We start from the raw sequence: 24,469 nt of genomic DNA on the forward strand, positions 1-24,469 counted from the left end.
GTAAATTAAATTATGGCTAGGCAATCATTGGCTTTCAGTATTTTTTTGTTTTTTATCATAGTCTCTATCTTGCTAGTTTTGTTTGCAAAAAAACCTGTTTCTGAAAGGAGAAATAAACTGGAAATAGATATACAAGATAAGGAGACAAACAACGATCAACCAAATGATAAAGTAGCATCTCAAGAGCTTGAAACACAACTTACACAAGAACTGCTTGCCAACAAGCAAACCTCATCTGAATCAGAACAGTTAAGAAATATTGGGGATTACGTATTCAGAATTCGGAGCTTTCATATTCAAAAAAAGGGTCTGAGTGAAGCCGAATGTGAAGACAAAAATGCTTTAAGTAAAAATTCTTTAAATTTGCGAGTAGCTGTTGCTGATGGTGCAACTGAAAGTTTATTTAGTGATGTCTGGGCAGATATCTTAGTAAATAACTATGTCGAGAAAGGTGCTGACTTTTTCCAATTTTCTGAACTAGAGTCTGCAAACCAAAAATTTGTTCAAAAAACAAGTCAACAAATCTTAGGGATGCCTGAAACTAGACAGTGGTTTATGTATGAAAAACTAGAAAGAGGAACCCATGCTACTTTAGCGGCGGTTGAATTTTCTTCTAGTTTGGAAAGGGTTCAAATCTTAACAGTGGGTGATAGTTGTGTTTTTTGGTGCAATGGTAATGCAGATGAAGTAAATATGCTTCCAGAATTATCACCCGAAGATTTTGGATCTTTTCCAGCTTCTATTTGTCATCTTTCAAAGACTTGGCAGAGTTTAGAACAAAAAATAGTAAGGAAAGAAGTTACATTTCAAAATACCTTACAAATGATTTTATGTACAGATGCTCTAGCCTGCTGGTTAGTAACAAAGTTAAAAAGTCAGCCTTCTAATTGGGAAAGGTTATTTCAAATCTCTGACGATAGCTCTTTCACAAACTTTATAGAAACTCTACGCGAACAAAATAATATCCGAAACGATGATGTTACTGCGGTGCTAATTGATGTCTTACCCCTCAATGTCTGATTACCGTGAAGTTCTTCAAACTCCTAAAGCATCTTTCAAAAGTTTTGAACTTCAAGATGCAAGTGTTAAGCAGACACCACTAGGTCTTCCTTCTTTAGTTTCTGGTGGATTTGCTCTTACAGCGTGTTTAACAACCCAAACTAATGGCACGAAATCTACTTGGGCAATCCGGTGCTTTCACAAAGAAGTTCCGGATCTTCAAGAACGCTACCAATATATTAGCAATTTTTTACAGAATAAAAATGATGATTTTTTTGTAAAATTCAAATATGAAACAGAAGGTATTAAAGTTCAAGGAAAGTCGTATCCAATTGTCAGAATGGCTTGGGTTGAGGGTAAATCTTTAAGTGAGTATATTCAAGATAACCTCAACAATTACACACAATTAAATAATCTTGCTAGTCAAGTTAAAGCAATTAGTCAAAGACTTCGTGAACTTAAAATGGCTCACGGTGATATACAACATGGGAATGTATTAGTTCGTAATAATGGTAGCTGTGTCCTAATCGATTACGATGGAATGTATGTTCCAGGGATGCCTTACAAAAATAGTAATGAGATAGGTCATGTAGCTTTTCAACATCCACAACGCAACAGCTTATTTTTCAACGAAAAAATTGATAGATTTTCTACTATTATTTTTTATGTAAGTGTTCTATCATTAGTTTCACCTTCAGGAAAAAATATTTGGCAAAAATATCATACTGGTGAAAATTTAATCTTTGGGCGAAAAGACTATCAAGAACCATATAATTCGTCTATATTTTCTGAACTTTTACAAAATTCTCAGTTAGCTCCATTAGTTACTCGCCTACAACAGATTTGCCGTTGTAACATTGACGATGTTCCCACTCTAGATGATTTTCTTAATCCTCATATTGATTTATCATTACTAAAAATTGCTACGACCTTACCTATAACAGCAGTTTCAACTGATGCAATAGCCGCTTTTGAGGCTAAGAAAACTTTAGAATTAGTTGAACAAGAAGGAGAAAAAATTACAGTTATTGGACAAGTTATAAATATTTATTTTTATGGTGATATAGTATTTATTAATTTTGGCACTCTTAAGGAAACTGTAAATAATTATGACCCATTTACAATTGTTATATTTTCAAAAGGTTTAGGCAATTTGCATAAGGTTAAAAATATAACGTTAGATGAATTAAAACTCTTTAAAGGTAAGTATCTAAAAATTACAGGGATACTTGAACTATATTCAAATAGAAGAGGAAATATTACACCTGAAATTGTTGTTGAAGACCCTTATCAACTAACAGTTCTCACCTACAATGAAGCTAATGATATATTGAAACCTTCTACTAAAACTACTCCACTACCAGTTCCAAAGCCCTTGTATACGCAGCCACTTCCACCCAAACCTGTTCCGCCGCCTGCAAATCAGCCTGTAGCAACACAGTCTCCTTCTAGCCCTCCAAAACAACCAGCCCCCTCTACTCCATCTACAACAAAGCCGCCTCAAAATACAAGGAATGTTTCCAGTAATCCTGCATCTACAACAAAGCCGCCTCAAAATACAAGGAATGTTCCCAATAATCCTGCACCTACAAACAGTAGTACAACTTCGCAAAATGATTCATGTTTCATTGCCACAGCCGCTTATGAATCTAAAAATCACCCAGATGTAGAAACTTTCAGATTATTTCGAGATAAGATTCTACTCAAATACAGTGTCGGCAAATATTTAGTTGTTGCTTACTACAGAGTTGGCCCTTACTTAGCTAAACTAATATCCTCATATTTACCATTAAAACAATTTGTTCGCACCAAACTTGAGCATTTAGCTAAGTGGATTCGAGCCAAAAAAATTATATAAAACTTTTTCTGATTTGATTTTTGTTAGAGGAATTAATACAGCGATCGCACTTCCCACTAAATTCTTAGAGGAATTCTACCAAACAATGAGTTACTGGCTATTTCAAGGCAATCCCAAATATTACCGTATCATTGAAGGTATCCGCGACTTTGAACAAATGCCTTGGCTAACAACACGCTATGCCCTAGACATGGTTCCTGGTGATGGGGTACTGATTTGGAAATCTGGGGATAAAGCAGGAATTTATGGCATAGCTGAAATTATCAAATCTCCTGAGCTGATCAAAAATCCACCTGATATTGGCTACTGGATTGATACAAGTCGTATTGGTACTAAGCCTTGTGCCAAAATTCGCTTTACCAGTAAGTTGATAGACAAGCCATTGTTAAAAGAAGACCTTAAGCTTGACCCAGTACTCAAAACATTAACAGTAATTCGTCAACCAAATTCTACAAATTATAAAGTTACACAACAAGAATGGCTGCGGGTGTATGAATTGAGAAAATAGCGTTTTTTGCGCGATCGGCTAACTTTAGAAGAAGATTTAAAAGCTGCATAGTTATGCGATCGCTCCCTCCCTCCGCTGACCTTAATAAGGCGATCGCTATTCCTGCATTATTGACAGGCAACCGCACCCATTGTTTTGATTCGTAATTAATTTTAATATTATCGGTATTTCATCAACACAAATAAATATGAATAACGAATTTCAACCAGTAAACGATGGGGAAATTATATCTCTCAATCATCAAGAAATTGGTCGTTACTTAAATCTACCGTCAAATGGTTTTGCTGATGTACAAATCAAGTCCGAACAGTTTGCAAGGGTAATCAAACGAAAATTAAACATAAAAGATGCTAAGGGGCAAACATTCTTTAAAGAAGGTATAAGTTGTGAAGTTTTTAAATCTGGCGCTACAGGCTTACAAAAAGGAAAACTAAGAGCTAAATTAGTTTTAGAATTTTGCCCTGACGAGCTAAATGTTGGAGAAAAAGCTGCGGTCAATGAACCAGAATTACCCTTGGATGATATTCATCAAATGATAGAATAGAAAATTTTTTATGATGATTATTGTACAAAAAATTGTCAACAGTTGTAACAGAAAGCGGTTGTATATGGCAGTGTTTCTAACTTCTATCACAATTGTTAAAATCTGCACCATTTACTCACAATAAATCATCCCAGACATTGTTAAGTTTGGTGATGATTTTCACTGATGTTCCCACTTATCAAACTAAGTGTTTTTGGTTTTCATAGCCGTAATCATATTGAGAAGGGCATGACGATAACGTGAAACGTTTGCTTAAAGGGCATTGTAAATCTATAAATAAAAGTTTGAGGATTAACACACACCGGCATTTCATTCGTAACGAGTTAAGAATACAAACATATAGCTTTAACTTGTCAGGAATGAGTGACTTTTTTGAAGCTGTCTTTGTATTTTTTAGGCGATAGTAGAGTAGAGTGAATGATAAATTTTGCGAAGACGTTTTAAAGCTCTTTCCTTACGCTTTCTTAATGCTGTTTCGTTTTTGAACTTAATACCTCTTTGTTCTAACAATTCAAGAATTTCTTTCCACGTTAACTTTTCTACTATTTTTAGAGTTAAAATTTCTTTTTCTTCTTCGTCTAATTTTTTAAATGCTAATAACACCTTTTCTAAATTTTCGTTAATTTCCTCTATACCAACAAGGCTGCAATCCATCGCAAACTCTACTTTATCTTCTTCAAGCTGGTAAAGTTTTTTTCGTTCTCTACTATGCTCCCTAATTATGTTATAGGATGTGGATCTAATCCAGGGAAGAGGATTTTCAATGTATTCTCCTCTTTCAATTTGTTTCACACCACGAAGGTATGCGTCAATTAAGATTTCAGTAACACTAAAACTCTGTGATAGGTTAAACTGGGTAAGGCTACGCAGGACAAAAGCTAGCGTAGAATGAGCAGAAGAACTACCAGGAAACAGCAGCGTCTGAAACTCTGCGTCAAATGTTTGGCGAGAATAATTGGCTACCATCCCATCCTCCATTTGAGTAAATAAGGCACAATTAAGTTTTTATTCATATGCGTCAATTCACTGTACCTTTTAGTGCAAAAATGAAGTTTTTGTGACATTTACTCATTTGAGTCACAAAAACTAGCAGTAATTCACTAAATAGAGATGGGAGCATCCAATGCAATAAAATATTCTCGGTCGCTTGCTTCGGTCATGCTGCATTCACTAAGTACAGTTATCGCAATAGCTAGACTTTGCGATCGCCGAAGATGACGCGATCGCCGCAATACTCCTGCGTATCGCCCGCGCAGGAGTGTTAAATAAAGCTATTCTATAGGCTTTATGTAATGACAAAGTATATTTAAAACCTGCAAGGATGCTCAATGAAAATAGTCACAAAAGTTTTATGTTTTCACTATTATTAGGAGGTTAAATATAACCAAATATGTTCCATTTTTCTCTAATAAGATACTGCACATTGTAAATAAGTTGTTACTTAGTACAAAGTGTAAGTCTGAGCAGAATTTGGTAAGGAGCCAAAAAATGATTGATTTACCGAAATTAAAATTAATGAGTAGTCAAAAAATACCTTTAACTCGCGATCAAAAACAAATCATCCAAGAATATTGCTATTTAGCTGGTCTAAAATCTTTATCTGAAGAACAGTCTGAGCAAATGACGGAAATACTCGTACTGGCGATGGAAGATAAAGTAATTGACTTTCTCATTACAGAAGCAGACCATTTTATTGGTCATAAGTTTAATATGATTGATGAAGAAGAATGCAAAAATTATCAGGCAAATTTACGCGAGTATTTGTTACTGGATGAATTAGAAGTTGATAAAATTCTCTTCTGAAATTATTAGATAAGACAAGTATTGAATTGGTAGAGTGTAATCAGAAGCGCTCTATCAATTAATGATTTTAACTACAATGTCATAATTACTATTAGTACTATCGATGTTAAGCAATAAAAGGTAAACATCAAATAAAAACTACTAATATTTTGAAGTAATGTAATCAACTCCAGTCGCGGATTTAACCAAAGAAGCGATGCCTACGGCGGGTCTTCTCTTTGACCATCACATTAATAGAATTTGTCATCACGTAGCGTGTTCCCTTGAAACTAAGTGCCGACAATCACAGTTTGCTGTATAGTAGTGCAGGGCGTTCTGCTTGCCTTACTCGCTTTGCTATCGCATTCGGGGAATATGTATTTGATAATCACCGTTTTGGATTATTATACCGCAGAAGGTAAAGATACCTTTAGGGGTTCTATAACGGTCGGTGTATATTTGCACCGACCGAGCAGAAGTTGATAAAATGCCTGTAATGCCTGTGGTTGACCTTTCCTCAAAAATGCGGAGGGTTGCGAATTGCAACCGACCGTTTAATTACCAAACAAATTGGTAATTAGAAAACGCCTATGATTTACCATCCTCAAAAGTGAGGCTGGTGATGCCAGACTCTACTTTGTATTTGTTGGTGTAATTGGTGGCGGTGTTTTTCCTTTCCATACCGGGTATTCGGTTTTAGGATGCGGTTCAGGAAACATTTCATATTGAAGTAATGCCACATAACCCAATACCCCGAAAAGCGAACCGGTTATTAATAATAGAATTGCGAAGATAATTTTAGAAATGAATTCTGGTTTATATTGCACGGTTTGGTAAACCTGGTTAACCCGGTTAATAAATTTACTTAAACTTTACGAACACTAATGTATTCGCTAGCAACAGCAGCAGTAGCACCTAACCCATCCATCTTGGACATCAGTGCGGCTAACACATCGCCGTCTACTGTAGAAGACGCTTGCAAAGCCTTTTTAGCTTCAGAAAACTTTTTAACTATGTTTAATTTAGCTATAACGAGTTACAACCGATGTGCTTATTTCTGCCATCCGTTCATCAAAATTCATAATTTTCTCCCTAATTTTTAGCTCAAGTAGTAGTTCTAAATGGTTCCAAATAAAATCTTCTAGGTTAATTTCAGCAGAAAATTCCCAGCCTAATTGAGTTTTAACTAAGGCATTTGGGTGTAACATACTCGATTAATTATAAATTCAACCATTATTATTAAACAAGAAAGCGATTGTCTAAGCCTATACATGAAGTTTTAAAAACTTTGATGTACAGTTATTCTCTAAAAATGTCGCTTTTGAGCGATCGCTCGAAAACGATATAGCGTCTGTATAAAAGAAAAAGCAGCGACTATAACTAGTACTGCCTTCTTTGAAAAAATATTTGATTGATACTAATTTATCAATTCCAACACCGATGGGAACCAACGTAATTGCTGGATTGTTTTGTTATTTCTAATCGCTTCTTGCAAAATAACCTTACTGTGCTGCTTGCCTAATTCAGTTGGTAAATACAACGGCTGTCCATCTTTCTTCGCAGTCAGACTAGGATTTTTGACCTGCAAGCCAAAATTAATTAACATCTCGTTCATTACTTTGGCATTACCTTGATTGGTATTATTCTTACTCAATTGCTTGCCAGTACGCTCAACATACAATTTGGCGAGGTTCGTAGCAGTCAGCAACTCATCCTTAACCGGGGTCGGCAGGAGTTGTTTAGCAGCTTCCATATGAGCTTTCAACTGTGGATACGCTTTACCGATTTGATTAGCGATTAGTCCTTGTACTAGGTTCGAGTCAACAGTACCGAAGCAGAAGACACAAGCGATCGCTTCACTAATCTCTTTCGCCGTCGGCTGTTGAACGTTTACCTCTTCTTGTGGTTGAGAAGTTGGTTGTTGCCAACCTTTAATTTGCTGCATCCAAATCCGCACACCAATAGTTGCAAAAGCTTTGTACGCTAATTTGGCTTGCTCCGTGCAGTATCTACCAGCATCGAGTGCGTAATATTCTAGGATGATAGCGATCGCCATATCAGGAATACCGTCAGTTCGCCATTGATTTAGGTCGGCAGGCTTAAAGCCTTGACTCATAAGTATTTCAGCCAGTTTTGGTGGCTTTAGGTCGGCAGCACGAAAAAGTACTTTTCTTACAGACTCATCGTCAACACCTGCAAGTCTCGCTGTAGCCCGAATACTAGCCTTACTTCTTCCTTGACCATCAACTTCAATTTCTGATTTTATCTGCTCAACAACACCAGTCAATGACAACTGTGTCATAATTTCAAATGCTCCTTATTTACGTTTGGGGTAGAGCAGGCACGTTACTCTTGCCGGAGAGTGCCTGTTCTTTATCTTATAATTGTATACTGTTGTACGACACTTGTGAAGTGATGTACAACAAGAATATATATTAAATGTAGGACGGCAGTTTACATTAGAAGATGTTGAGAGGTAAATATGGTGAAAATCAGGCGTTATGTAGATGTTGAGGCATCAGGAATAGGAGAGAAAATCAAGCAAGCTAGAAAGGCATCGGGGCGATCGGTCGAAGTTTTAGCGGGAGCAGCAGGGATTAGTCGCACGTACTGGCATGATGTTGAGGCAGAAAGGATACGAGAAGCTTTGCCAGAGAACACTCTTAGAAGAATTGAGCAGGTACTTGATGTTGATTTTGGAGTAAAATTTGACGATTAACCCCTTTATACGCGAATTAATTTATCTTTTGTGCCTAACGCGCTATGTCCTCCGCATACGCGATCGCTGATGCTATGAAACGAGGGAGAGCGATCGCGATCGCCCTACTTAGCTTAGACATCTACGTATTGATTGACAGGCATCTTTTTGTCTTCAAAGGTATTTATAATACTTTTATTTAGAAATATTTATTTTTTGAGCAATGTTAATCTTTACTTGTTTAAAACATAGGTTCTGGCAAGCAGGATGCATTTGTCTGGGAATTATTTTGAGTTGCTACTTGATGTGGATGTTACCAGCGAATGCCACTTCCATAAAACCATCCGTAAAAGAGATTCAAGTCAGTCTTGGAAGTAGTACCTCAGAGTTAAAATTCTTCCCAGAAAAAATAGAGTTTATTGCAGGTCAAAAATACAAACTGATCTTAGATAATCCGAGTCCAGAAAAACACTATTTTACTTCTAAGGATTTTGCCGATGCAAGCTGGACGCAGAATGTACAAGCAGGCAAAGTAGAAGTAAAAGGGGCAATACATGAGGTAGAACTGAAACCAGGAGGAAAAGCCGATTGGGTACTTATTCCTTTAAAGTCAGGAACCTATGAACTACACTGTTCTATAAAAGGACACGCAGAAGCAGGAATGAGAGGAGAAATCGTTGTTTCTAATAGTTAACTGTCTCATTAAATCTATCTTCCACCTTTTCTTTCACTAGCAGCCCGACCACCGCAAAGGCTGCCATCACTAGCTGTCTGGTTAGGAGTATCGCATCTACCACTTCCAGAACCAGTAACTGTACCACCACTTCCACCCGTTTCTGATACTGAAGGGCTGGGTTTAAATCCGCAAAGACGGGATAAGTCAAAGGTCTTTGGTGTGCTAGTTTGGGCATAACAAACAAAGGTTTGTCCGCTTGTCTTAGAAGACGGATAGTTACGATATTTTAATGCTGATTCCATTCCCGTTTGCGGTACGGAAGCAATCAAAAGAGTAGATAATAAATAGCTTGTAGCACCCATTCTTTTATAAATTAAGTGTTATTAACCCAAGGGTCTAACAAGCAAGTAGCTTTTTCAACGATTAACCCTTGGCGTGTACTTAATTAAAGGTATCTGGTAATACAAATATTTAGGTAAAGCTTCTTTGATAAATACCTGATGTTTTGTACTATTTATGTGTAGCGATACTTTATAAAATCATTAGTTATATAAGGTTATAGAATATTTCTCAAGCTTCTTTCTATAAAAGACATCCCTGAAAAAGCGATCGCTCCCTCTAATCCTTCCCAAAGGGTTGCTCCCACCGCGACCAGTTTTGTTTGTTGAACGGACTTTAAGGATTTTTTTGTGTTTGAGCAATTTCGGTTAGTTTTTGATAAAATTCTTCTTTAGTAATTTCAGAATTCAAAACTTGGTCGTAATAAACTTTTAACTCGTTTTGAGCTTCAATATCAAAATTTGCAATACTTTGGGGAGTCATTATTCCAACAACGCTATCGTCGTCTGGAGGTAAACTTCTAAGAAAACTCCGATAATATTTTGAATCGTGCTTTTTATTCCATTCATTAAGTGGAAAATTTTTAATCGTATTAAATATTTCAAGTGCAATTCTACGTGCATCAGCTTCACTATTCCATACTGTCAAACTGTCAAATCTTGTTGCCCCCGGTGGTTGTGCCATTACTAACCACTTATTAGATATTTTTGACTGCTCTACCCAAGTATAAGAAAAACCTTTTTCCCCAGGATTAGTTTCGGTAACTACACAGCAGTATCTGTCTTCATTGTCGCTAAGAACTGTAAAGTTTAAGTTTGGCGTGCTAATTGCCAAGTCATTAGCAACTCGTTTTAAAATTGCAAATCTTTTCTTGGTAGTATGAAATATTGGTATTAAATTGTGATCGCCTACGGCGGAGCTTTGCTCATCGCTTTGAGATTGTTTAATAAGTAACTCGATTTGAGTCTTGATACTTAAATAAACTTTGTCTGGTTTTGGATTTGGATTAAAGCCCTTAGACATAAGCACTTATGAAATTAACTATCATATTTCATACTATCTAAAATTTTCAATCCTTCCCAAAGGGTTGTCCCCACCGCGTCCAGTGTTCTTTATTGAAAGGCGATCGCCACTTCTGTATCAAAGCCTGTTCCAACTGCTGCCGTTTTTTAGTATCGGTCGGAGTATCCCACCAAAAAGCAATGTTAACTGCTGTTTTCAACTTGTAACGGTAATGCAAATCTTGATAAGAAGCAATGTAATCCTTGCAATCGTGTACGCCTTTCCAACGCTTGTTAGAACGCAAAGTTTCACCAACGTACAAAATTAAATTAGCAGCCGAATCAACCACAAAATATAAACACGCTTCTCCTGGGTAATCAGCAGGTATCCGATAAAACGCCATTGATTGTAACTGAAGGGTCAATGGGTCAATTTTATCTGGGTCGCAGTGGTCTGGTGGCAGGTCAAACAATGCTGCTTGCTGTGATGGTGGTGTTTCGCGTACTTTCTGCTGATAATTAACTATCTGTGCTTTCCACCGCTGTAATTCCTCAGCACTCATTACAAATTCGTCGCGGCGTTTGGATTTATATTCTTTACTGGGAAATAATTCTATCTGCCCCTGTGGTGGCGGTGGTGGTGGATATGCAAACAGTTCCAGTTGATGCGGTTTAACTGGCGTGTCTTTAAATAAATCTAGCTGGTTTGGCTCTCCCATTCATAAATCTATATCGCACCAATCAATAATATATGTTTTGGGGAAGAAAAACCACTCTTGGTTAAGGTGCGATGCTGAAGGGCGCGATCACAATAACGGCTGTTTCGATTAGATACTTATATCAAAAGACACTTAATGCTTATAAAATTCTTGTAGAAGCTACAGTAAAGGCTATAAACGCAAAACATAAGAACATAATCACTATCCATCGTTCGGACGGTTCTGGATTTTGGCGTGCAGAACGAGTATTCTTAGCAAGTATAAATCTGTAATGGGCAAGTATACCAGGTACATAACCTGCAAGCATTACTATCGAAGCTGCACATGCACCATTAGCTATCTGGTAGATAAATTTTGGTGGTGATGAAACCACTACTATTGGTAGAATTCCAATTAAAAGCGAAACCATAACTGCGGTAATTACTAAATAATCTGCCCAAGGAATCCATACTTGAGAATTTCGTTCCATAACTTGAATTTCGCGTTGGAGGCGAAACGTAAAAATTGTGATACCAAAACCAGAAATGATACTTGCAACAGTCAATAGTGCTGAAGTGTCCATTGTAAATAATTTTTTGTGACTTAAACTACTCAGTAAGAGCGTGTTTGAACTTTATCACAGTAACTTATAAAGATTTATATTTAGTAAACTATCAATTAAAGTTTCGATCTTGATATGGGGAGCGATCGCCAATATAGATTATTTCACTGACTGAATTTTGTTATAACAACATTACAGCTTTGAGTTAACTTGTTTTAAATCAAATTTGTCTGGGTCAAAATCGCCCTTCCAGCGCTTATTACTGCGTAGCGTTTCACCAACATACAAAATTAATTCAGTAGCAGAATCTACCACAAAGTACAAACAAGCTTCACCTGGATAATCAGCAGGGATTCGGTAAAACGCCATCGATTGCAGCTGTAATGCGAGCGGTTCAATCTTATCTGTGACTTAAAGTTTGTTTTTGCCGCAGTGGCAAAGTTATGCCTGAAAATACTAGCAGCAAATTCATGCCTGAAAAATATAGAGAGAAAATTAATTTATTAATCATTTCTATTTTCAGCCTTTGGCTCACAAGCGACTGAGAATAGCTTGAACTTCTTGTTTCTAAAAGAACTAATACAAAATTACCGATAATTTATGATAGCAGCGCTACACTATTTCGGCAATCTCAAACTTTAAATTTACAATTTAGGCAAAAACAAACTTGAAAAGGCTATGATATTGAAATGATTGTGTAACAAGGTTGTAAGGGTTTTAACCACTGTATCGGCAAAACCTAGCTTTAAAATCCGGCAAAAACAAACTTTAAATGACTATTTGGTCTGGGTCACAGTGCGATCGCTCTAACTCGAACAATGCATATTGCTGTGCTGGTGGGGTTATACGTACTTTTTGCTGATATTCCCATTTGGCTTCATCTTGCGTTTCATTTGCAAAGCTACACCGCAAACACCAAGAGCTAAAGTACCCAAGTAAGTGTTCGGTTCGGGGACAGCTTTACGACGAACAGCTTGAAGATTGATAATATCGTCACGCAGCGATTCTCTTGTTATGGGGTCGATGAAATCAATACCAACACCTTGAAGGTAGGAAAGCGGGTTATCAGAAAGTGCGGGAAGTTCTGAAAGATTGCCTGAGTATAATTGACTAACATTAAACAAACAGGTGAAGCTAGGTGCTGTTATGCATCCTGATGGATAACTAACACCGCTAAGAACCCCCAAATTAGTAGGAAAACCAAGAACATTAGAAGTAATAGATGGGGCAATATTATAGTCAGCGGTAACGCTGCTCAGGTTTAGATAGGATGCCGAAATAGAGAAATCGGAAATAGCATTAGAGTATGAAATCCCTCTAGCCCCGAATCTAAATATGGCTGGCTCAGGAGAGGGGGGAGTGTTCGTATTTAAGGTGAATGTTCCTGTTGCACCGCTTTTGGTAATAAAGTTGAAGTCTATGAGAGCAGCTTGAACTGGATTTATAGCTACAGATGTCACAGTTATAAACGCAGCAGATGCAATAGCGATAGACAATTGTTGTTTATACATATATTTCCTGGTAAATTCATGAAAAATGTGGTATTAGATGAAAATAAAAAGTTAGCTTCATTTACTACCTTGGCACTTAAGTTATCGTATATATTATTGCATTTAATCAAGTATTTATACATGATTAAATGTAAATATACAGTAATAATATTTTATTCGGACTTACGTATTGACAGGAAAGCCAAAATAACAGGTATAGTTTTCAAGTCTTCTAGCTAGATTTCTCAATGATATTTTGGCAATCACAAGCAATTAAAAGTGACATCTAAAAGCCTGAAACAACGTATTTACGTTAATACACAAGATAGTTATTTTGTACAGTGTGTAAGTCCTATTTATTTCTTTACCTTTCAGTTTGGCAATTTCTATTGATTTCAGCCTTCAATACTAACGGGGTTACAAAGCACATCTTTACCTTTATCTCGATATCTCTTTGTTTTCATCTTGCGTTTCATTTGCAAAGCTACACCGCAAACACCAAGAGCTAAAGTACCCAAGTAAGTGTTCGGTTCGGGGACAGCTTTACGACGAACAACTTGGTAACTGATAAATGGCTCACGTCCAAACGACTGAAAATTATTTGTTGAGTCAAATAGTTCAATACCAAGACCTATACGGTATGAATTAGGGTCATCGGATAGTTTTGAAAGAGCGCCTGCGTACCCTACTCCAACATTAATTGTACAGACAAAGCTAGTTGTTGTTGAACATCCAAGTGGATAAAGAATAGAACTAAGAACCGGACTACTAGGTGGACCAAGAACAATAGATGGGACAATTCCCCAATCAGCATTTTCACCACTGACATTTATTTGTGGTGATGAAAAAATCAAGTTAGAAATCGCATTTGGATATATAACTCCTGGATTCCCAGGTCCAGTACCAAAAGATGGCACAGGAGAAGGAGGAATATTGGTATTCAAGGTAAATGAACCTGTTACACCGCTTACGCTAGTAAAGTCAAAGTCTAATAGAGCAGCTTGAGCAGGTACCGTTACAGTTCCCACAGCGACAAACGCCGCTACTGCGACAGCAAGAGAAAATTTTTGCTTATGCATATAGATATAGATATTTGGAAAGTTTTTGAAAAAACCTGGATTGGAGAAAAATTAACTTAATGAAACTAGACTTTTTCTGTCTATCGATTAGTTGTTCATACTGTAGTATAAATAGTTATTTTTAACAAGTAGCTTAGTATTAATACTGAGTAAAGTAAATGCCTTTTGTGTAAAGATTATATGTAGTTATTGCTACATGAATTATAATTAGTGCAGAGATTATTAAATAAGTTTTGATAAATTATTTTGTTAATTTACCATATATTTTGCTTTAGGCGATTTTTTATGAACAGAAAATATATAGTTACTGAATCTGCAAGCGTGCAAAAGCCCCAGAGCTTAAACAGTGAAGGTAATAAAGTTTACAAGTAATCAAAATGGATTTGCACGTTACTCCTGTTGAGAAACCCGGTTTCTAGTACAGTACGGCGGAAATAAAACGACCGTTTTTTTTTCCTTGCGAAGTACAGGGTATTTTTTGAACAAACTACCGAAACTACTCGCCTCATCAAGATTTGAAATTAGTTGCAAATAATCCTGGTTGAAACGGATGATTGCAGGTTGGTTGCATTTAATTCTGGTTCAGTTGCAATTAATCCTGGTTTGAAATTACCTTGGTTGCAGGTTTGAGCGATTAATTTAACTTCATCCGACAGTTCAGCTTCTGGTAAACTTATTTCTTGTTGCTATGACACATCAATAGTGCATATTGCTTAAAAACTGTATAATCTTTCTCAATATCTAGTAACAAATTTTTTAATAAACTTTTGCGCTCTTGATACTTGACTTCTAAATTTCGATTAATAATTTGTTATTTCGGATCGCAGCAAAAGTTTTTTGACAATGCATTGAATCGACTTGGTACTAACAGTTAAAGCCTTGAAAGAGTTGAACTATCGTTATGAGAAAAGCGATATGGTAAAGAATTGAAATCGTTCCGTCATGTATGGACTAAAGAAACAACTATCCATAAACATAAATACCAACAAATACCTTATTCGTATCGAATTTACGAAGTAGAAGGCAATTAAAAATCATTTTATGCTCGGAGATACGCTGTGTGTCTTTCGTACCTTATTATTTACGCATTCGATAATTATTCCAATCAGATAATTCAAATAATGGCAATTGAATTACTTGCTCCTTTTTATTATCAAGATTAGATAGCGAAATCCCCAACAACCGAATACTTTTGCCCCCCAGTTCAATTCCTTCAAACAACGCGATCGCTTCCCTGACTATCGCACCCAAATCCTTAATCGGCACTAACAAAGTTTTGCTACGAGTAATCTGCTGGTAATCAGAAAATTTGACCTTTAACGTTAAAGTCCGACCGGAAGCTTGATGTTTCTCAATTCGTTTATGCAGCGTCCGAGCAATTTCTTCTAGTTCTTGTATACAGGTAATGCGATCGCTCAAGTCTTGGGCAAATGAATTTTCAGCCCCAATCGATTTACGAATACGGTTTGGTTCCACAACGCGGTCATCTTGCGCTCTCGCAATGTTGTAATAATAATTACCAGATTTCCCGAAATACTTTACTAACTCTGAGTGCGATCGCTCCTTCAAGTCAGCCCCAGTCCGAATATTTAGATCGCGCATTTTAGCAGCGGTAACTTTACCAATGCCGTGGAATTTCTCAATGGGTAACTGCTCTACAAATGTTTGGGCATCTTCTGGTAATATAACTTTCATGCCGTTTGGCTTGTTCGTACCCGATGCCATCTTTGCTAAAAACTTGTTAATGGAAACGCCAGCCGATGCGGTAAGTTGAGTTTGTTGGAATATTTCGGCTCGGATATGTCTGGCAACGCTTGAGGCGTAAGGCAATCCCTGCTTATTTTCCGTCACATCAAGATAAGCTTCATCTAATGCAACTGGTTCAAATGTATCAGTGTAGCGCTTAAAAATATCGTGAATTTGAGTTGATATTGCTCGGTATACTTCAAATCTTGGTTTGGTAAATATCAAATTGGGACATCTTGCAACTGCTAGCTTTGAGGGCATCGCTGAATGAATGCCGTATTTTCTTGCCTCGTAACTTGCAGCTGCTACCACTCCGCGTTGATTGGGCGAACCACCAACTACTAATGGCTTACCTCGGTATTGGGGGCGATCGCGCTATTCTACCGATGCATAGAAGGCATCCATGTCAATATGAATAATTTTTCTAATCTGGTTCGCCATTACGCGAGAATTGAAAATCAAATTACCAATGTAATTGTACTAGTAACGCTTATCCACGCGACTCTAAAATTCTTTGCCACGCATTTTTTAACTTAGTTTCAACGATTAAACGCAAATCCTCTGTCACCTCAATTTCTAGTTTTTGGGCTTCCTCATTAATTAACTGATTGCGCCAAATATTGACGTAAATATATCTTCCGGCGTTATCGCCGAATGGCTTAAGATATTTTAGGACTTTAAAGGCGATATTATTTGCAAGTTCATCCACAGTTGCGCTTTACTCCACAATTACTTCTAATTGATTGCTACATATAATAGGAACGATTATCCTATAATCTAGTCATCAGTGATTGTCCATACTACTGTATTGTTTGCAATGGGATTTAACGTAGATACATCTAAAGCTCCTACCATTTATAGAACTGATAACCCAGATTACTTCGGTAAGTTGGCAATTGACTTTATGCCTGAGAATACCCCTACAATTGCTAGCTTTGATAATTTGCAACAAGTAAAAGATTGGTTAATTGATAAATTTGGAGAAGAACAATACCGGGAATGGTTTCCATCAGGATTAGCTGAAGAATTACCTGGAAGACAAGTTAATCGCGTTGACTAACGATTTTATAGTTATTTATTAGTTTTTTCTCCTCACTCCTCAATCACTTCTAACCCAGTTTCCCGTGCTAGCTGTTGCGCTAACGATTCGGGTTCGTTGATTTGCATCCAATCAAAATATTCAACAACCAAAATCTCTACATAATCATCTAAATGTGCTGCTAACCAGTCGGCTTGTTCGATGTAACCCAAATCTTGCATTGTCCGAATCACGCAATTAGAGTCAAACATATTACATTGACCAGTTCTTTTAACCGCATCGAGAGCGGTGATTAAATATGGGCGATTATTCAATAACATTTCCATTTTCGTCCCGTTTGACTTCAACTATTTTGACATCAAATCTTTCATGCGGCTCCACGGTAAACCCGGCTGTAGTTTCGTCCGGGTACCTTCGCGCCATTTCTTGCCATGCTTCTTCTTCCGTTTCAGCCCAAATATATCGCCCCTGGCGTGCAGTTATATCATCTCTGCCAAGACAATCATGCTGATATAGGGCATTGCGCGTACATCTGTACTCCTTCAACTGCGATCGCTCCTCAACTCACAACGCTATTTATCTTAAGCTGAACGCATAGCGCTTAAAACAAGTTACAGTTAACATTTTTGGACTTGCTATGTTAGTTATTCCAAGGATGCTTCTTCAAAAGCAGTATTACTTGGCAACATTATCTGCCAATCTCGCAAGGTTTCTATATCAACTACAGGATTAAGAAATGCTCCATCAAGTAGGTGTCCTCCTTTATGGCGATCGCTTGTAATAAAATGAAAGTGATACCCTGCTGCATTCACATCCTTAAGATATTGCGGCAGTCGAAATCCCACTAATGTACCTTGCACATTTTGCAATTCAAAAACAACCTGCTGCTGACTAATCACTTCGCCCAATGGGCTGTAAGGCGGTGTTTGTTTGGGAACACTCCTTACCTTCAAAGAAGGAAAGGTTCCTTTTAGGCGAATTGCATAGGGCAAGTTCGACGTTGGCAACTGTTCGTCAATTTGAGAACGTAATTCCTGATAATTCATTCGTCCAGTCAAACGAAGCGATCGCTCTTGACGAAAAAATGTCACAGCAGAAAATGGTGTTTTAGAATTATCTTTAACAGGGTAAGCAACACCATCCGATTTGATTTGATAAAACTTGCCATCGAGAACAACCATCTCTCCGTCTAATCCCTCAAAAGTTCCTAGCCCAAAGTCTCCATGAGATTTAAGTTCAGCCAATGTAGCGGCGGCTTCATACACTCCAACGTTTAAAGCTCCCAAGGTAGAAACTTGAAATCCTGTGTGATGTTGGAGAAATCGTCTAAATTCTCTGTGATGTTGGAAAAAATCTTCAGAATAAGCAGGTAACATACTTACTGCAAGCGCAATCAGGCATACCGCAATCCACAAATACCGTTTTAGCTTCATTATTTTTTCCTGAAACTGTATATACGATATATATGTAGGTGCAACTGACCACAACTTATGCAGTTCTTATGCATTTTGAATTCAACAAATAGTTAATAGCAAATCGCAGTAGTAATAGTTTTATCAAAGCCCGTAGCATCATACTTATACGGTTATTATGTAGCTATTGTTATAAGTGCGTCTGTGGTTATTGCCGTATATGGTTAAAAATCTTGCTTACTACATCAAAAAATTCTCTCCTAGAACTCTTGTTGGCAAACAAGGCTTAAACGTCAGTCCCGATGCGCCCAATAAGATCCTCAACTCACAACGCTACTTATCTTAAGCTTTCACATAGCGCTTAGAGAAAAAAGCTAATTTTATGAAACGATACGTTGCGTTAAAACGTTGATGGGACTCGAAACGCGATCGCTATCTCTCCTAAATACTCTCATTAAACATTCCGTTGTATAAAAACAACACACCTCGAATGCGATGCCCGCAGGCTTCCATTTTCCTGCGGGCTGTGTAGATTTTAACTAATAAAAATTTCACTAATATTGCTGCCGATGGTACTTGCTGATTGTTGGGAAACAACCGCTAATAAATCATCGCCAAGTAAAATTTGCGCTCCCATAGGGCTATCAACAAAATTCAATTCGGTTAAGCTACTTACCTTAAACGAAGTTGCACCCAATTGGAAGTTATTGATGGTGTCATAGCCAACTCCTGCTTCTAGAACAATGGTAGCAGAACCATTTCCCAGCCAAACCGTATCAAAGTCAGCGCCACTGTCAATAAGATCGTTGCCACCATTACTAAAAATAATGTCATTACCACTATTACCAAAAATGATATCAGCGTCGCTCCCTCCGTAAATCAGGTCGTCGCCAAAACTACCAACTAGAGTGTCCCTTCCACCGTTGCCGAAAATAGTATCATTACCGGAACCTCCATCAATAAATTCACTGCTCCCGGTTCCATAGATGGTGTCATTGCCATTTTCACCGAGTAGAGTATCTTCATCACCGTTCCCAAAGATGAAATCATCTCCATCCCGACCTAAAATGTATTCTGCATCACTAATACCTAGTAGAACATCCCCACCTGGAGTTCCAATTAAAGTTCTTAGATTGGGATTCTCTACAATGGTAAAGCTGGCTATATTGGCTGTTGGGTCAACGCTGTATCCATGACCAGATGTTAAACCAATAGTAATGCTTTCTGATCCCTCAGTGATGCCTTCATCAAGGATGTCTGATACTAATGTGGCTGTTGTTGCTCCTGGTGCTAAAGTTATTGCGACTTTATTAAATAAGCCGTTTTCTACTAACGGTTTAAGTTCTGTAATGTTGGTACTGCCGTCTACAAAGAACTCAATGTCACTGCTGCCAATTAGCTCGATGTCTTCTAGCAAGGATACAATAACTGTTAAACCAGAAGTAGGTACTGGTTCTGAAAGGTTAAAGTTCCAACGCAGTTGAGCGCCTTCCTGCACTAAAGTTGGTTCTACCAAAAAGCTAATTTCAGGTATTACAGAGTCTGATGTCATATTTTAAACTCATATTACATATAAAACTAAATATTTAAACCGTAACTAATCAAGACAAATAAGTACATGATATTTTGTTTGAATTAATTCTATTTGTATTAATACATACCCTTTAACGCGATTAAAACGATAACAAAGTTAAATATTATACGGATTATGACCCTTCATATACTGGTAACGGGTGATGTTCCTTGGCACTTTACTGTATTTGTGACGAGCCAATACAAATAAAAGAGCGGTTATGATGTACCTGTTGTTACAAGTGTGTTGCCGCGATATACCTCCGGTATCGCCTATATGCCCAAAAACCTACCAAAATATTGCAAGTCGTTTTCCCCTCGGTCGAAATTAAACCCAAGCGGCTTAAACGTCAGCCCCGGTGCGCCCAATAAGCCCATACTGTTACTGTCGGTAATTGAAATGATAACTACCGGACAGATAACCCAAAACCAAATTGCTTTCAATGCCGAACTCATCGCCACATTCCTCAAACTGTGGAGCTACTTGGAACCAACTCGTAAACCAGATATCGGTTTACCGTTTTATCACCTGACAAACGATCGCTTTTGGCATTACCAAATGAAACCCGGATTTGAAGGACTGATTGCAGCTAAAATCAAAATCCGCACCCCTAGCACAATTCGAGGAACGGTTGATTATGCCTACCTTGATGACGAGTTATGGTTGCTGTTACAAAACGAGAGCCATCGCGCCGTACTAACTCATACGCTGATTAGTTCTTGGTTCAACAATAATCAAGATATTGAATCGTTACTGCAAGTTAATGCCTTTGCCGAAGTTGAAGAGCAACTGCGATCGCAAGGTGGCAAGATTTATCAACCAGAAGAATTAAAAGACGAACAAAAAGTAATTGTTAGAGATGGTGCGTTTCGTAAAATTATCGTTTCTACTTATAATTACAGCTGCGCGTTTTGCGGTTTACAAATACTCGATACCAAAAGTCAAAATATCGTTGATGGCTCGCATATCAAACCTTTCTTCAAATTCTATGACGATCGCATTAATAACGGACTATCGCTGTGTAAAAACCATCACTGGGCATTTGATAGAGGTTGGTTTGCAATTGATGATGATTACCGTATTATAGTTGCTGAAGATATCCGCGAAGTTTCACCCAACGGTAAACCGATGCGGGAAATGGGAGGCGATCGCATAAATCTACCAGTACAGGAGCAATATTATCCCAGTCTTGATGCGCTGCGCTGGCATCGTGAGAATATGTTTAATGCTGCTTGAAGTTTAATTTATGACCAAAAAACCCAAAGGTTGGTATAAACAAATTGTCCTGCGTCCCGTGGTTCATGTGGATGGCTATGCCAGCTATGAAAAAGTTTGTAGCTATGTAGCGAATAGTTATTTTTCCAGACTTACAATCAATTTTTTTACGACTAATATTAATAATGCAGTGCCGTCCTGAATTAATTGATGCCCAAGAATCACAACAGAAGGCAACAAATAAGGGATTTGGTAAAGCGCAAGACCTTTATCAACCATTATGGATTGGTCAAGGTTATCGACTCAAGCGTGAAGGTACGGTAAGCAGCGGTGATGCTGAAAATAAACAAGGTGGCAGTAAAAGACCTCATTGGCGTAAAGGGTTTATCCGCAATCAACCTTATGGAGAAGGCAGGCAAAAAATTAAATTGGTGTGGATTGAGCCAGTTTTGGTAATGGGTGGGGAATAAGGAAATTATAATTATTAATGCTTAAACAAGAAATTATTGGTAAAGCAGAAAAATGGGGATATATTCTAGTTTATACCGACTATTCCAAAACGTCTCAGACTAATGTTTGGACTGTAAAAGTACCAACTACTGGTTTCAAGAATCGTCCTGGGTCTGTTAGAAGTTTAAAAATTTTAGAAGATTACGATTTAGAAAAACTGTTAGATAAAATTAAGAAATATTTTGCAGAGAGTAAGTCTCCTATAAAAGTAGTAATGCGCGATAATAAATACTCCAGTCCTGAAGATGATAAAGAGCTATTTATCCTTTAATGATATTAAAACTATAATTTAGCAATTATTCTAATTTGATTTAAACTGTTACTAACTGCTTATTTTTAGATAAAAGAATGTTTTTATGAAAGTAAAAGAACTTATTGAAGCATTACAAAAGTGTCATCCAGATGCAGAAGTGGAATTCAATATTGATTTTGATGATAGTGGTGAAGTAACGGTGGTTGAGCATGAAATTCAATGGTTGTTAGATAAAGGGGAAACTAACCCCGTAGGAAGAGTTTTTCTACACAATAATAGCCAGGAGTTTAAGCACGACAAACCGTTATTAGATGGTAAGTTATTTAAAACATGAATCGTTCATTGATAAAATATGTATTACGGATACCGCTGCTACAACTCCGAAGATAAACCAATTGGTTGGCTATACACGCATAACAGCGATACCGAAATCGTTTGGACTGATACAAAATTAAATTGGTGTAAAAAATGGAAAACCCAAAAAGGTGCAGTAAATAGTTTCGACCACTTTAATTCTCGCTGGAAATTCAAATCAGAAGGTGGCTATCTTAAAATTGAAGTGATGCCGGAATTTGAGGAACCAGAATCTGCTGCATCTCGCAAACAAAAACTATTAGAAGAATGGGGTGATGATAATATTCCAGAAGCTACCACAACGTTTAAATTTGAATTAATTAAAGGCTTGCCAGAAGAACACGGTACTTATTTATTTTTATTAGAAAATGGTTCAATTAAACAAGGGTACTTTAGCTCTTTCCCATACCCCAACCATGAAGAAGTTATCAGAATTACTAACTGTGAAGACGAATATTTCTATTATGAAAAGTGCGTTGGTTGGTTAAAAAAGGTAGAATAAATATAGCTATATCTATTGAATAACTTTAAAATGAAAGCAGAAGAATTAAAGAATAAAATTGTTGATATTCTTAAAAATGTTAACCCCAGGTTTTTTGATGGCGTTCGCGTCAAAGATATTAAAAAACTACTTTTGGAACATTACGATATTTCTGTAAGTGAAAGAACAATTATCAAGGTAATGTTAGAGCTAACAAAGTGTGAAGATGAGGAGAAAGATGGCTTTATATGCGGCGATGGTAGTACGCTGATATTTGCCGATGACCATGAATGCGAAAATTTTAAAATGCGGGGATTGCATCGATACGGATGGTATAATTTGACTTTATAAATTGCAATTTTATGAACAATAATCTCGAACGCTTATTATTAATACTTACAGAACAAGCCGATTCAGTTGATAAACTGTGGAGCCGCAGCGATTTTCTCTACAAAAGCACCTATCGCTTGGTTCTTGACTACGGTAAACCATTTCCAAATCGCCTAACTCCTTCTCCATTTCGCGGCAAGGTTAAGCAGTGCTATAAAAATTGTTTTGAACCGTTATGGAGACGAAAAGATTGGTACTACTGCGAGGGATATGCCATTGATGATGACTTGAATCTTGCGATCGCTCATGCATGGTTAATCAACGATAACGGACAAGTAATTGACCCTACCTGGCGCGATAACATATCTGGGGCAGTTTATTTTGGTGTCGCATTTGAGAATGAATATGTGTTTGAAATCGCCAAAATTACTGAGTGCTATGGTATTTTAGAAAACGATTACCTCAACGGGCATAAGCTGATGACTCAAGGGTTCCCGCCACACGCTCTGCACAAAATTCAAGCTAGCCGTTCGTAGCACCTTTCTGGACGAATAGCGATAAGCCTTCTCTTCGAGACGCTGCGCGAACGGCATGGCTTCGCTAACGCCATTCGCCGTGTAGGAAAGTTATTGATGAGTGAGTAAGCTTAGATATCGGAATTAATAAATGATTTGTAACCTTCAATTTTTAACGCTAAACGGGAAGCCAAGAAAGAACTAGCATCTTTTAAAGTTTCATAAATACAAATAGCTTCTTCTCGATATCGAATAATTTTATCTTGCTTCCAATAATCTGGAGGTGCTTGTAAATTGGTGATTCTATCTGCTAACTTTACCATCCAAATTTCTTGCGATCGCTCTTTTATTTTTTGCAAACTATCCTTCATTTGCAGAGATTTTTCTAAACTTGAATCCTTACTTAATGCAAGTACGCCATTAGCTACAGGCAAACCAAATTCAGCTTCAAGTTCCTCAAAAGTTGTATCTGTATCTTCAATCGTATCGTGTAAAAGCGAGCATTGAATTGCTAAATTTTCATCGCGTTCTTTTTCTTCATTGAGGGCTGCAATCATTTCCATACTCACAAAGCTTAAATGCATAATGTAAGATATTTTTGTACCTGGAAATTTCTGCCCTTGATGTTTCTGTGCAGCAAATCTGTACGCTTTTATGTATTCTTCCTGCGACCAGTTTATTGACATATCTAATATTCAACTTATACTAAAACAATATTTATTGTCTTTTACTACCATATCGCTGTTAAAGCAGTCACTACAAAACTTGCTAAAAGCTTTATGACTAGGTGGATAATTTTTTTGTTTT

At 37.3% G+C, this 24,469-nt stretch carries 32 protein-coding genes and 1 pseudogene; 17 read left to right on the forward strand and 16 right to left on the reverse strand.

Annotated elements, in window-relative coordinates:
- The first annotated feature begins 12 nt into the window (after positions 1-12).
- The 4 genes from VB797_RS15405 to VB797_RS15420 all read left to right on the forward strand — a co-directional run bounded on the left by VB797_RS15405 (position 13) and on the right by VB797_RS15420 (position 3,909).
- Positions 13-1,020 (forward strand): protein phosphatase 2C domain-containing protein, encoded by a 1,008-nt coding sequence (locus VB797_RS15405; RefSeq protein WP_323238576.1) that lies wholly within the window; start codon positions 13-15, stop codon positions 1,018-1,020.
- Positions 1,013-2,857 carry a CFI-box-CTERM domain-containing protein gene (locus tag VB797_RS15410; protein ID WP_323238577.1) on the forward strand — a complete coding sequence of 615 codons (1,845 nt, stop codon included), beginning with the start codon at positions 1,013-1,015 and terminating at the stop codon, positions 2,855-2,857. The genes VB797_RS15405 and VB797_RS15410 overlap by 8 nt, the downstream gene beginning before the upstream one ends.
- 85 nt (positions 2,858-2,942) lie before the next feature.
- A complete protein-coding gene (locus tag VB797_RS15415; protein WP_323238578.1) occupies positions 2,943-3,365 on the forward strand; it encodes an EVE domain-containing protein in 423 nt (140 codons plus the stop codon).
- Positions 3,366-3,552: 187 nt separating this feature from the next.
- Complete coding sequence (locus tag VB797_RS15420) at positions 3,553-3,909, forward strand: KGK domain-containing protein (protein WP_323238579.1); 357 nt, start codon at positions 3,553-3,555, stop codon at positions 3,907-3,909.
- Positions 3,910-4,302: 393 nt separating this feature from the next.
- Here the strand turns inward: VB797_RS15420 and VB797_RS15425 are convergent, their stop codons facing one another.
- Positions 4,303-4,875 carry a sigma-70 family RNA polymerase sigma factor gene (locus tag VB797_RS15425; protein WP_323238580.1) on the reverse strand — a complete coding sequence of 191 codons (573 nt, stop codon included), beginning with the start codon at positions 4,873-4,875 and terminating at the stop codon, positions 4,303-4,305.
- A 549-nt stretch (positions 4,876-5,424) separates the two neighbouring features.
- Here VB797_RS15425 and VB797_RS15430 point away from each other — a divergent pair.
- Positions 5,425-5,712, forward strand: a complete 288-nt coding sequence (locus VB797_RS15430) for a hypothetical protein (protein WP_323238581.1) — start codon at positions 5,425-5,427, stop codon at positions 5,710-5,712.
- A 1,001-nt stretch (positions 5,713-6,713) separates the two neighbouring features.
- On the opposite strand, the gene VB797_RS15435 is transcribed toward VB797_RS15430, so the two are convergent.
- Entirely contained in the window at positions 6,714-6,899 is a 186-nt protein-coding gene (locus tag VB797_RS15435; RefSeq protein ID WP_323238582.1) for a hypothetical protein, read from the reverse strand.
- 209 nt (positions 6,900-7,108) lie between these two features.
- Positions 7,109-7,993: a hypothetical protein gene (locus VB797_RS15440; RefSeq protein WP_323238583.1), complete on the reverse strand. Its 885-nt coding sequence runs from the start codon at positions 7,991-7,993 to the stop codon at positions 7,109-7,111.
- Between the two features lie 180 nt (positions 7,994-8,173).
- Between VB797_RS15440 and VB797_RS15445 the strand changes: the two genes are divergently transcribed.
- From VB797_RS15445 to VB797_RS15455, 3 genes are all read left to right on the forward strand, one after another.
- A complete protein-coding gene (locus VB797_RS15445; protein WP_323238584.1) occupies positions 8,174-8,410 on the forward strand; it encodes a helix-turn-helix transcriptional regulator in 237 nt (78 codons plus the stop codon).
- Between the two features lie 44 nt (positions 8,411-8,454).
- The gene (locus tag VB797_RS15450; protein WP_323238585.1) at positions 8,455-8,592 is read left to right on the forward strand and encodes a hypothetical protein; all 138 of its coding nucleotides are present in this window, start codon (positions 8,455-8,457) and stop codon (positions 8,590-8,592) included.
- A gap of 86 nt (positions 8,593-8,678) precedes the next feature.
- Positions 8,679-9,083, forward strand: coding sequence for a cupredoxin domain-containing protein (locus VB797_RS15455; protein ID WP_323238586.1), 405 nt, complete (start codon positions 8,679-8,681; stop codon positions 9,081-9,083).
- 14 nt (positions 9,084-9,097) lie between these two features.
- Here VB797_RS15455 and VB797_RS15460 read toward each other — a convergent pair whose 3' ends face one another.
- The 9 genes and pseudogenes from VB797_RS15460 to VB797_RS15500 all read right to left on the reverse strand — a co-directional run bounded on the left by VB797_RS15460 (position 9,098) and on the right by VB797_RS15500 (position 16,689).
- A complete protein-coding gene (locus tag VB797_RS15460) occupies positions 9,098-9,427 on the reverse strand; it encodes a hypothetical protein (protein ID WP_323238587.1) in 330 nt (109 codons plus the stop codon).
- Between the two features lie 313 nt (positions 9,428-9,740).
- Positions 9,741-10,427, reverse strand: a complete 687-nt coding sequence (locus VB797_RS15465) for a hypothetical protein (RefSeq protein ID WP_323238588.1) — start codon at positions 10,425-10,427, stop codon at positions 9,741-9,743.
- 46 nt (positions 10,428-10,473) lie between these two features.
- Positions 10,474-11,124, reverse strand: coding sequence for a GIY-YIG nuclease family protein (locus VB797_RS15470; protein ID WP_323238589.1), 651 nt, complete (start codon positions 11,122-11,124; stop codon positions 10,474-10,476).
- A 139-nt stretch (positions 11,125-11,263) separates the two neighbouring features.
- Positions 11,264-11,686, reverse strand: coding sequence for a hypothetical protein (locus tag VB797_RS15475; protein WP_323238590.1), 423 nt, complete (start codon positions 11,684-11,686; stop codon positions 11,264-11,266).
- Positions 11,687-11,857: 171 nt separating this feature from the next.
- The gene (locus VB797_RS15480; protein ID WP_323238591.1) at positions 11,858-12,034 is read right to left on the reverse strand and encodes a hypothetical protein; all 177 of its coding nucleotides are present in this window, start codon (positions 12,032-12,034) and stop codon (positions 11,858-11,860) included.
- A 473-nt stretch (positions 12,035-12,507) separates the two neighbouring features.
- Entirely contained in the window at positions 12,508-13,161 is a 654-nt protein-coding gene (locus VB797_RS15485; protein ID WP_323238592.1) for a PEP-CTERM sorting domain-containing protein, read from the reverse strand.
- 389 nt (positions 13,162-13,550) lie between these two features.
- The gene (locus tag VB797_RS15490; protein ID WP_323238593.1) at positions 13,551-14,234 is read right to left on the reverse strand and encodes a PEP-CTERM sorting domain-containing protein; all 684 of its coding nucleotides are present in this window, start codon (positions 14,232-14,234) and stop codon (positions 13,551-13,553) included.
- Positions 14,235-15,311: 1,077 nt separating this feature from the next.
- Positions 15,312-16,343, reverse strand: a pseudogene (gene dinB / locus VB797_RS15495) (DNA polymerase IV); the annotation flags it as partial.
- Between the two features lie 127 nt (positions 16,344-16,470).
- Positions 16,471-16,689, reverse strand: coding sequence for a hypothetical protein (locus VB797_RS15500; RefSeq protein WP_323238594.1), 219 nt, complete (start codon positions 16,687-16,689; stop codon positions 16,471-16,473).
- A gap of 78 nt (positions 16,690-16,767) precedes the next feature.
- Between VB797_RS15500 and VB797_RS15505 the strand changes: the two genes are divergently transcribed.
- On the forward strand, positions 16,768-17,040 hold the full coding sequence (locus VB797_RS15505; protein ID WP_323238595.1) for a hypothetical protein: 273 nt from the start codon (positions 16,768-16,770) through the stop codon (positions 17,038-17,040).
- Positions 17,041-17,072: 32 nt separating this feature from the next.
- Here VB797_RS15505 and VB797_RS15510 read toward each other — a convergent pair whose 3' ends face one another.
- From VB797_RS15510 to VB797_RS15520, 3 genes are all read right to left on the reverse strand, one after another.
- Positions 17,073-17,345, reverse strand: a complete 273-nt coding sequence (locus VB797_RS15510; RefSeq protein ID WP_323238596.1) for a DUF5049 domain-containing protein — start codon at positions 17,343-17,345, stop codon at positions 17,073-17,075.
- A 318-nt stretch (positions 17,346-17,663) separates the two neighbouring features.
- Positions 17,664-18,452 (reverse strand): acetolactate decarboxylase, encoded by a 789-nt coding sequence (gene budA, locus VB797_RS15515; protein ID WP_323238597.1) that lies wholly within the window; start codon positions 18,450-18,452, stop codon positions 17,664-17,666.
- A 514-nt stretch (positions 18,453-18,966) separates the two neighbouring features.
- On the reverse strand, positions 18,967-19,983 hold the full coding sequence (locus VB797_RS15520; RefSeq protein ID WP_323238598.1) for a calcium-binding protein: 1,017 nt from the start codon (positions 19,981-19,983) through the stop codon (positions 18,967-18,969).
- 297 nt (positions 19,984-20,280) lie between these two features.
- On the opposite strand from VB797_RS15520, the gene VB797_RS15525 reads away from it, so the two are divergent.
- The 8 genes from VB797_RS15525 to VB797_RS15560 all read left to right on the forward strand — a co-directional run bounded on the left by VB797_RS15525 (position 20,281) and on the right by VB797_RS15560 (position 23,683).
- On the forward strand, positions 20,281-21,240 hold the full coding sequence (locus tag VB797_RS15525; RefSeq protein ID WP_323238599.1) for an HNH endonuclease: 960 nt from the start codon (positions 20,281-20,283) through the stop codon (positions 21,238-21,240).
- A gap of 10 nt (positions 21,241-21,250) precedes the next feature.
- Positions 21,251-21,421: a hypothetical protein gene (locus VB797_RS15530; protein ID WP_323238600.1), complete on the forward strand. Its 171-nt coding sequence runs from the start codon at positions 21,251-21,253 to the stop codon at positions 21,419-21,421.
- Positions 21,405-21,689, forward strand: coding sequence for a hypothetical protein (locus VB797_RS15535; RefSeq protein ID WP_323238601.1), 285 nt, complete (start codon positions 21,405-21,407; stop codon positions 21,687-21,689). The genes VB797_RS15530 and VB797_RS15535 overlap by 17 nt, the downstream gene beginning before the upstream one ends.
- Positions 21,690-21,706: 17 nt before the next feature.
- The gene (locus tag VB797_RS15540) at positions 21,707-22,000 is read left to right on the forward strand and encodes a hypothetical protein (protein WP_323238602.1); all 294 of its coding nucleotides are present in this window, start codon (positions 21,707-21,709) and stop codon (positions 21,998-22,000) included.
- An 85-nt stretch (positions 22,001-22,085) separates the two neighbouring features.
- On the forward strand, positions 22,086-22,316 hold the full coding sequence (locus VB797_RS15545; protein WP_323238604.1) for a hypothetical protein: 231 nt from the start codon (positions 22,086-22,088) through the stop codon (positions 22,314-22,316).
- Between the two features lie 18 nt (positions 22,317-22,334).
- Complete coding sequence (locus VB797_RS15550; RefSeq protein ID WP_323238605.1) at positions 22,335-22,838, forward strand: hypothetical protein; 504 nt, start codon at positions 22,335-22,337, stop codon at positions 22,836-22,838.
- Positions 22,839-22,868: 30 nt separating this feature from the next.
- On the forward strand, positions 22,869-23,168 hold the full coding sequence (locus VB797_RS15555; protein ID WP_323238606.1) for a hypothetical protein: 300 nt from the start codon (positions 22,869-22,871) through the stop codon (positions 23,166-23,168).
- 11 nt (positions 23,169-23,179) lie between these two features.
- On the forward strand, positions 23,180-23,683 hold the full coding sequence (locus VB797_RS15560; protein ID WP_323238607.1) for a hypothetical protein: 504 nt from the start codon (positions 23,180-23,182) through the stop codon (positions 23,681-23,683).
- A gap of 110 nt (positions 23,684-23,793) precedes the next feature.
- Here the strand turns inward: VB797_RS15560 and VB797_RS15565 are convergent, their stop codons facing one another.
- Positions 23,794-24,348: an HD domain-containing protein gene (locus tag VB797_RS15565; RefSeq protein WP_323238608.1), complete on the reverse strand. Its 555-nt coding sequence runs from the start codon at positions 24,346-24,348 to the stop codon at positions 23,794-23,796.
- Positions 24,349-24,469 lie beyond the last annotated feature (121 nt).

Source organism: Rivularia sp. UHCC 0363, from assembly GCF_034931125.1.
Taxonomy (GTDB): domain Bacteria; phylum Cyanobacteriota; class Cyanobacteriia; order Cyanobacteriales; family Nostocaceae; genus Rivularia.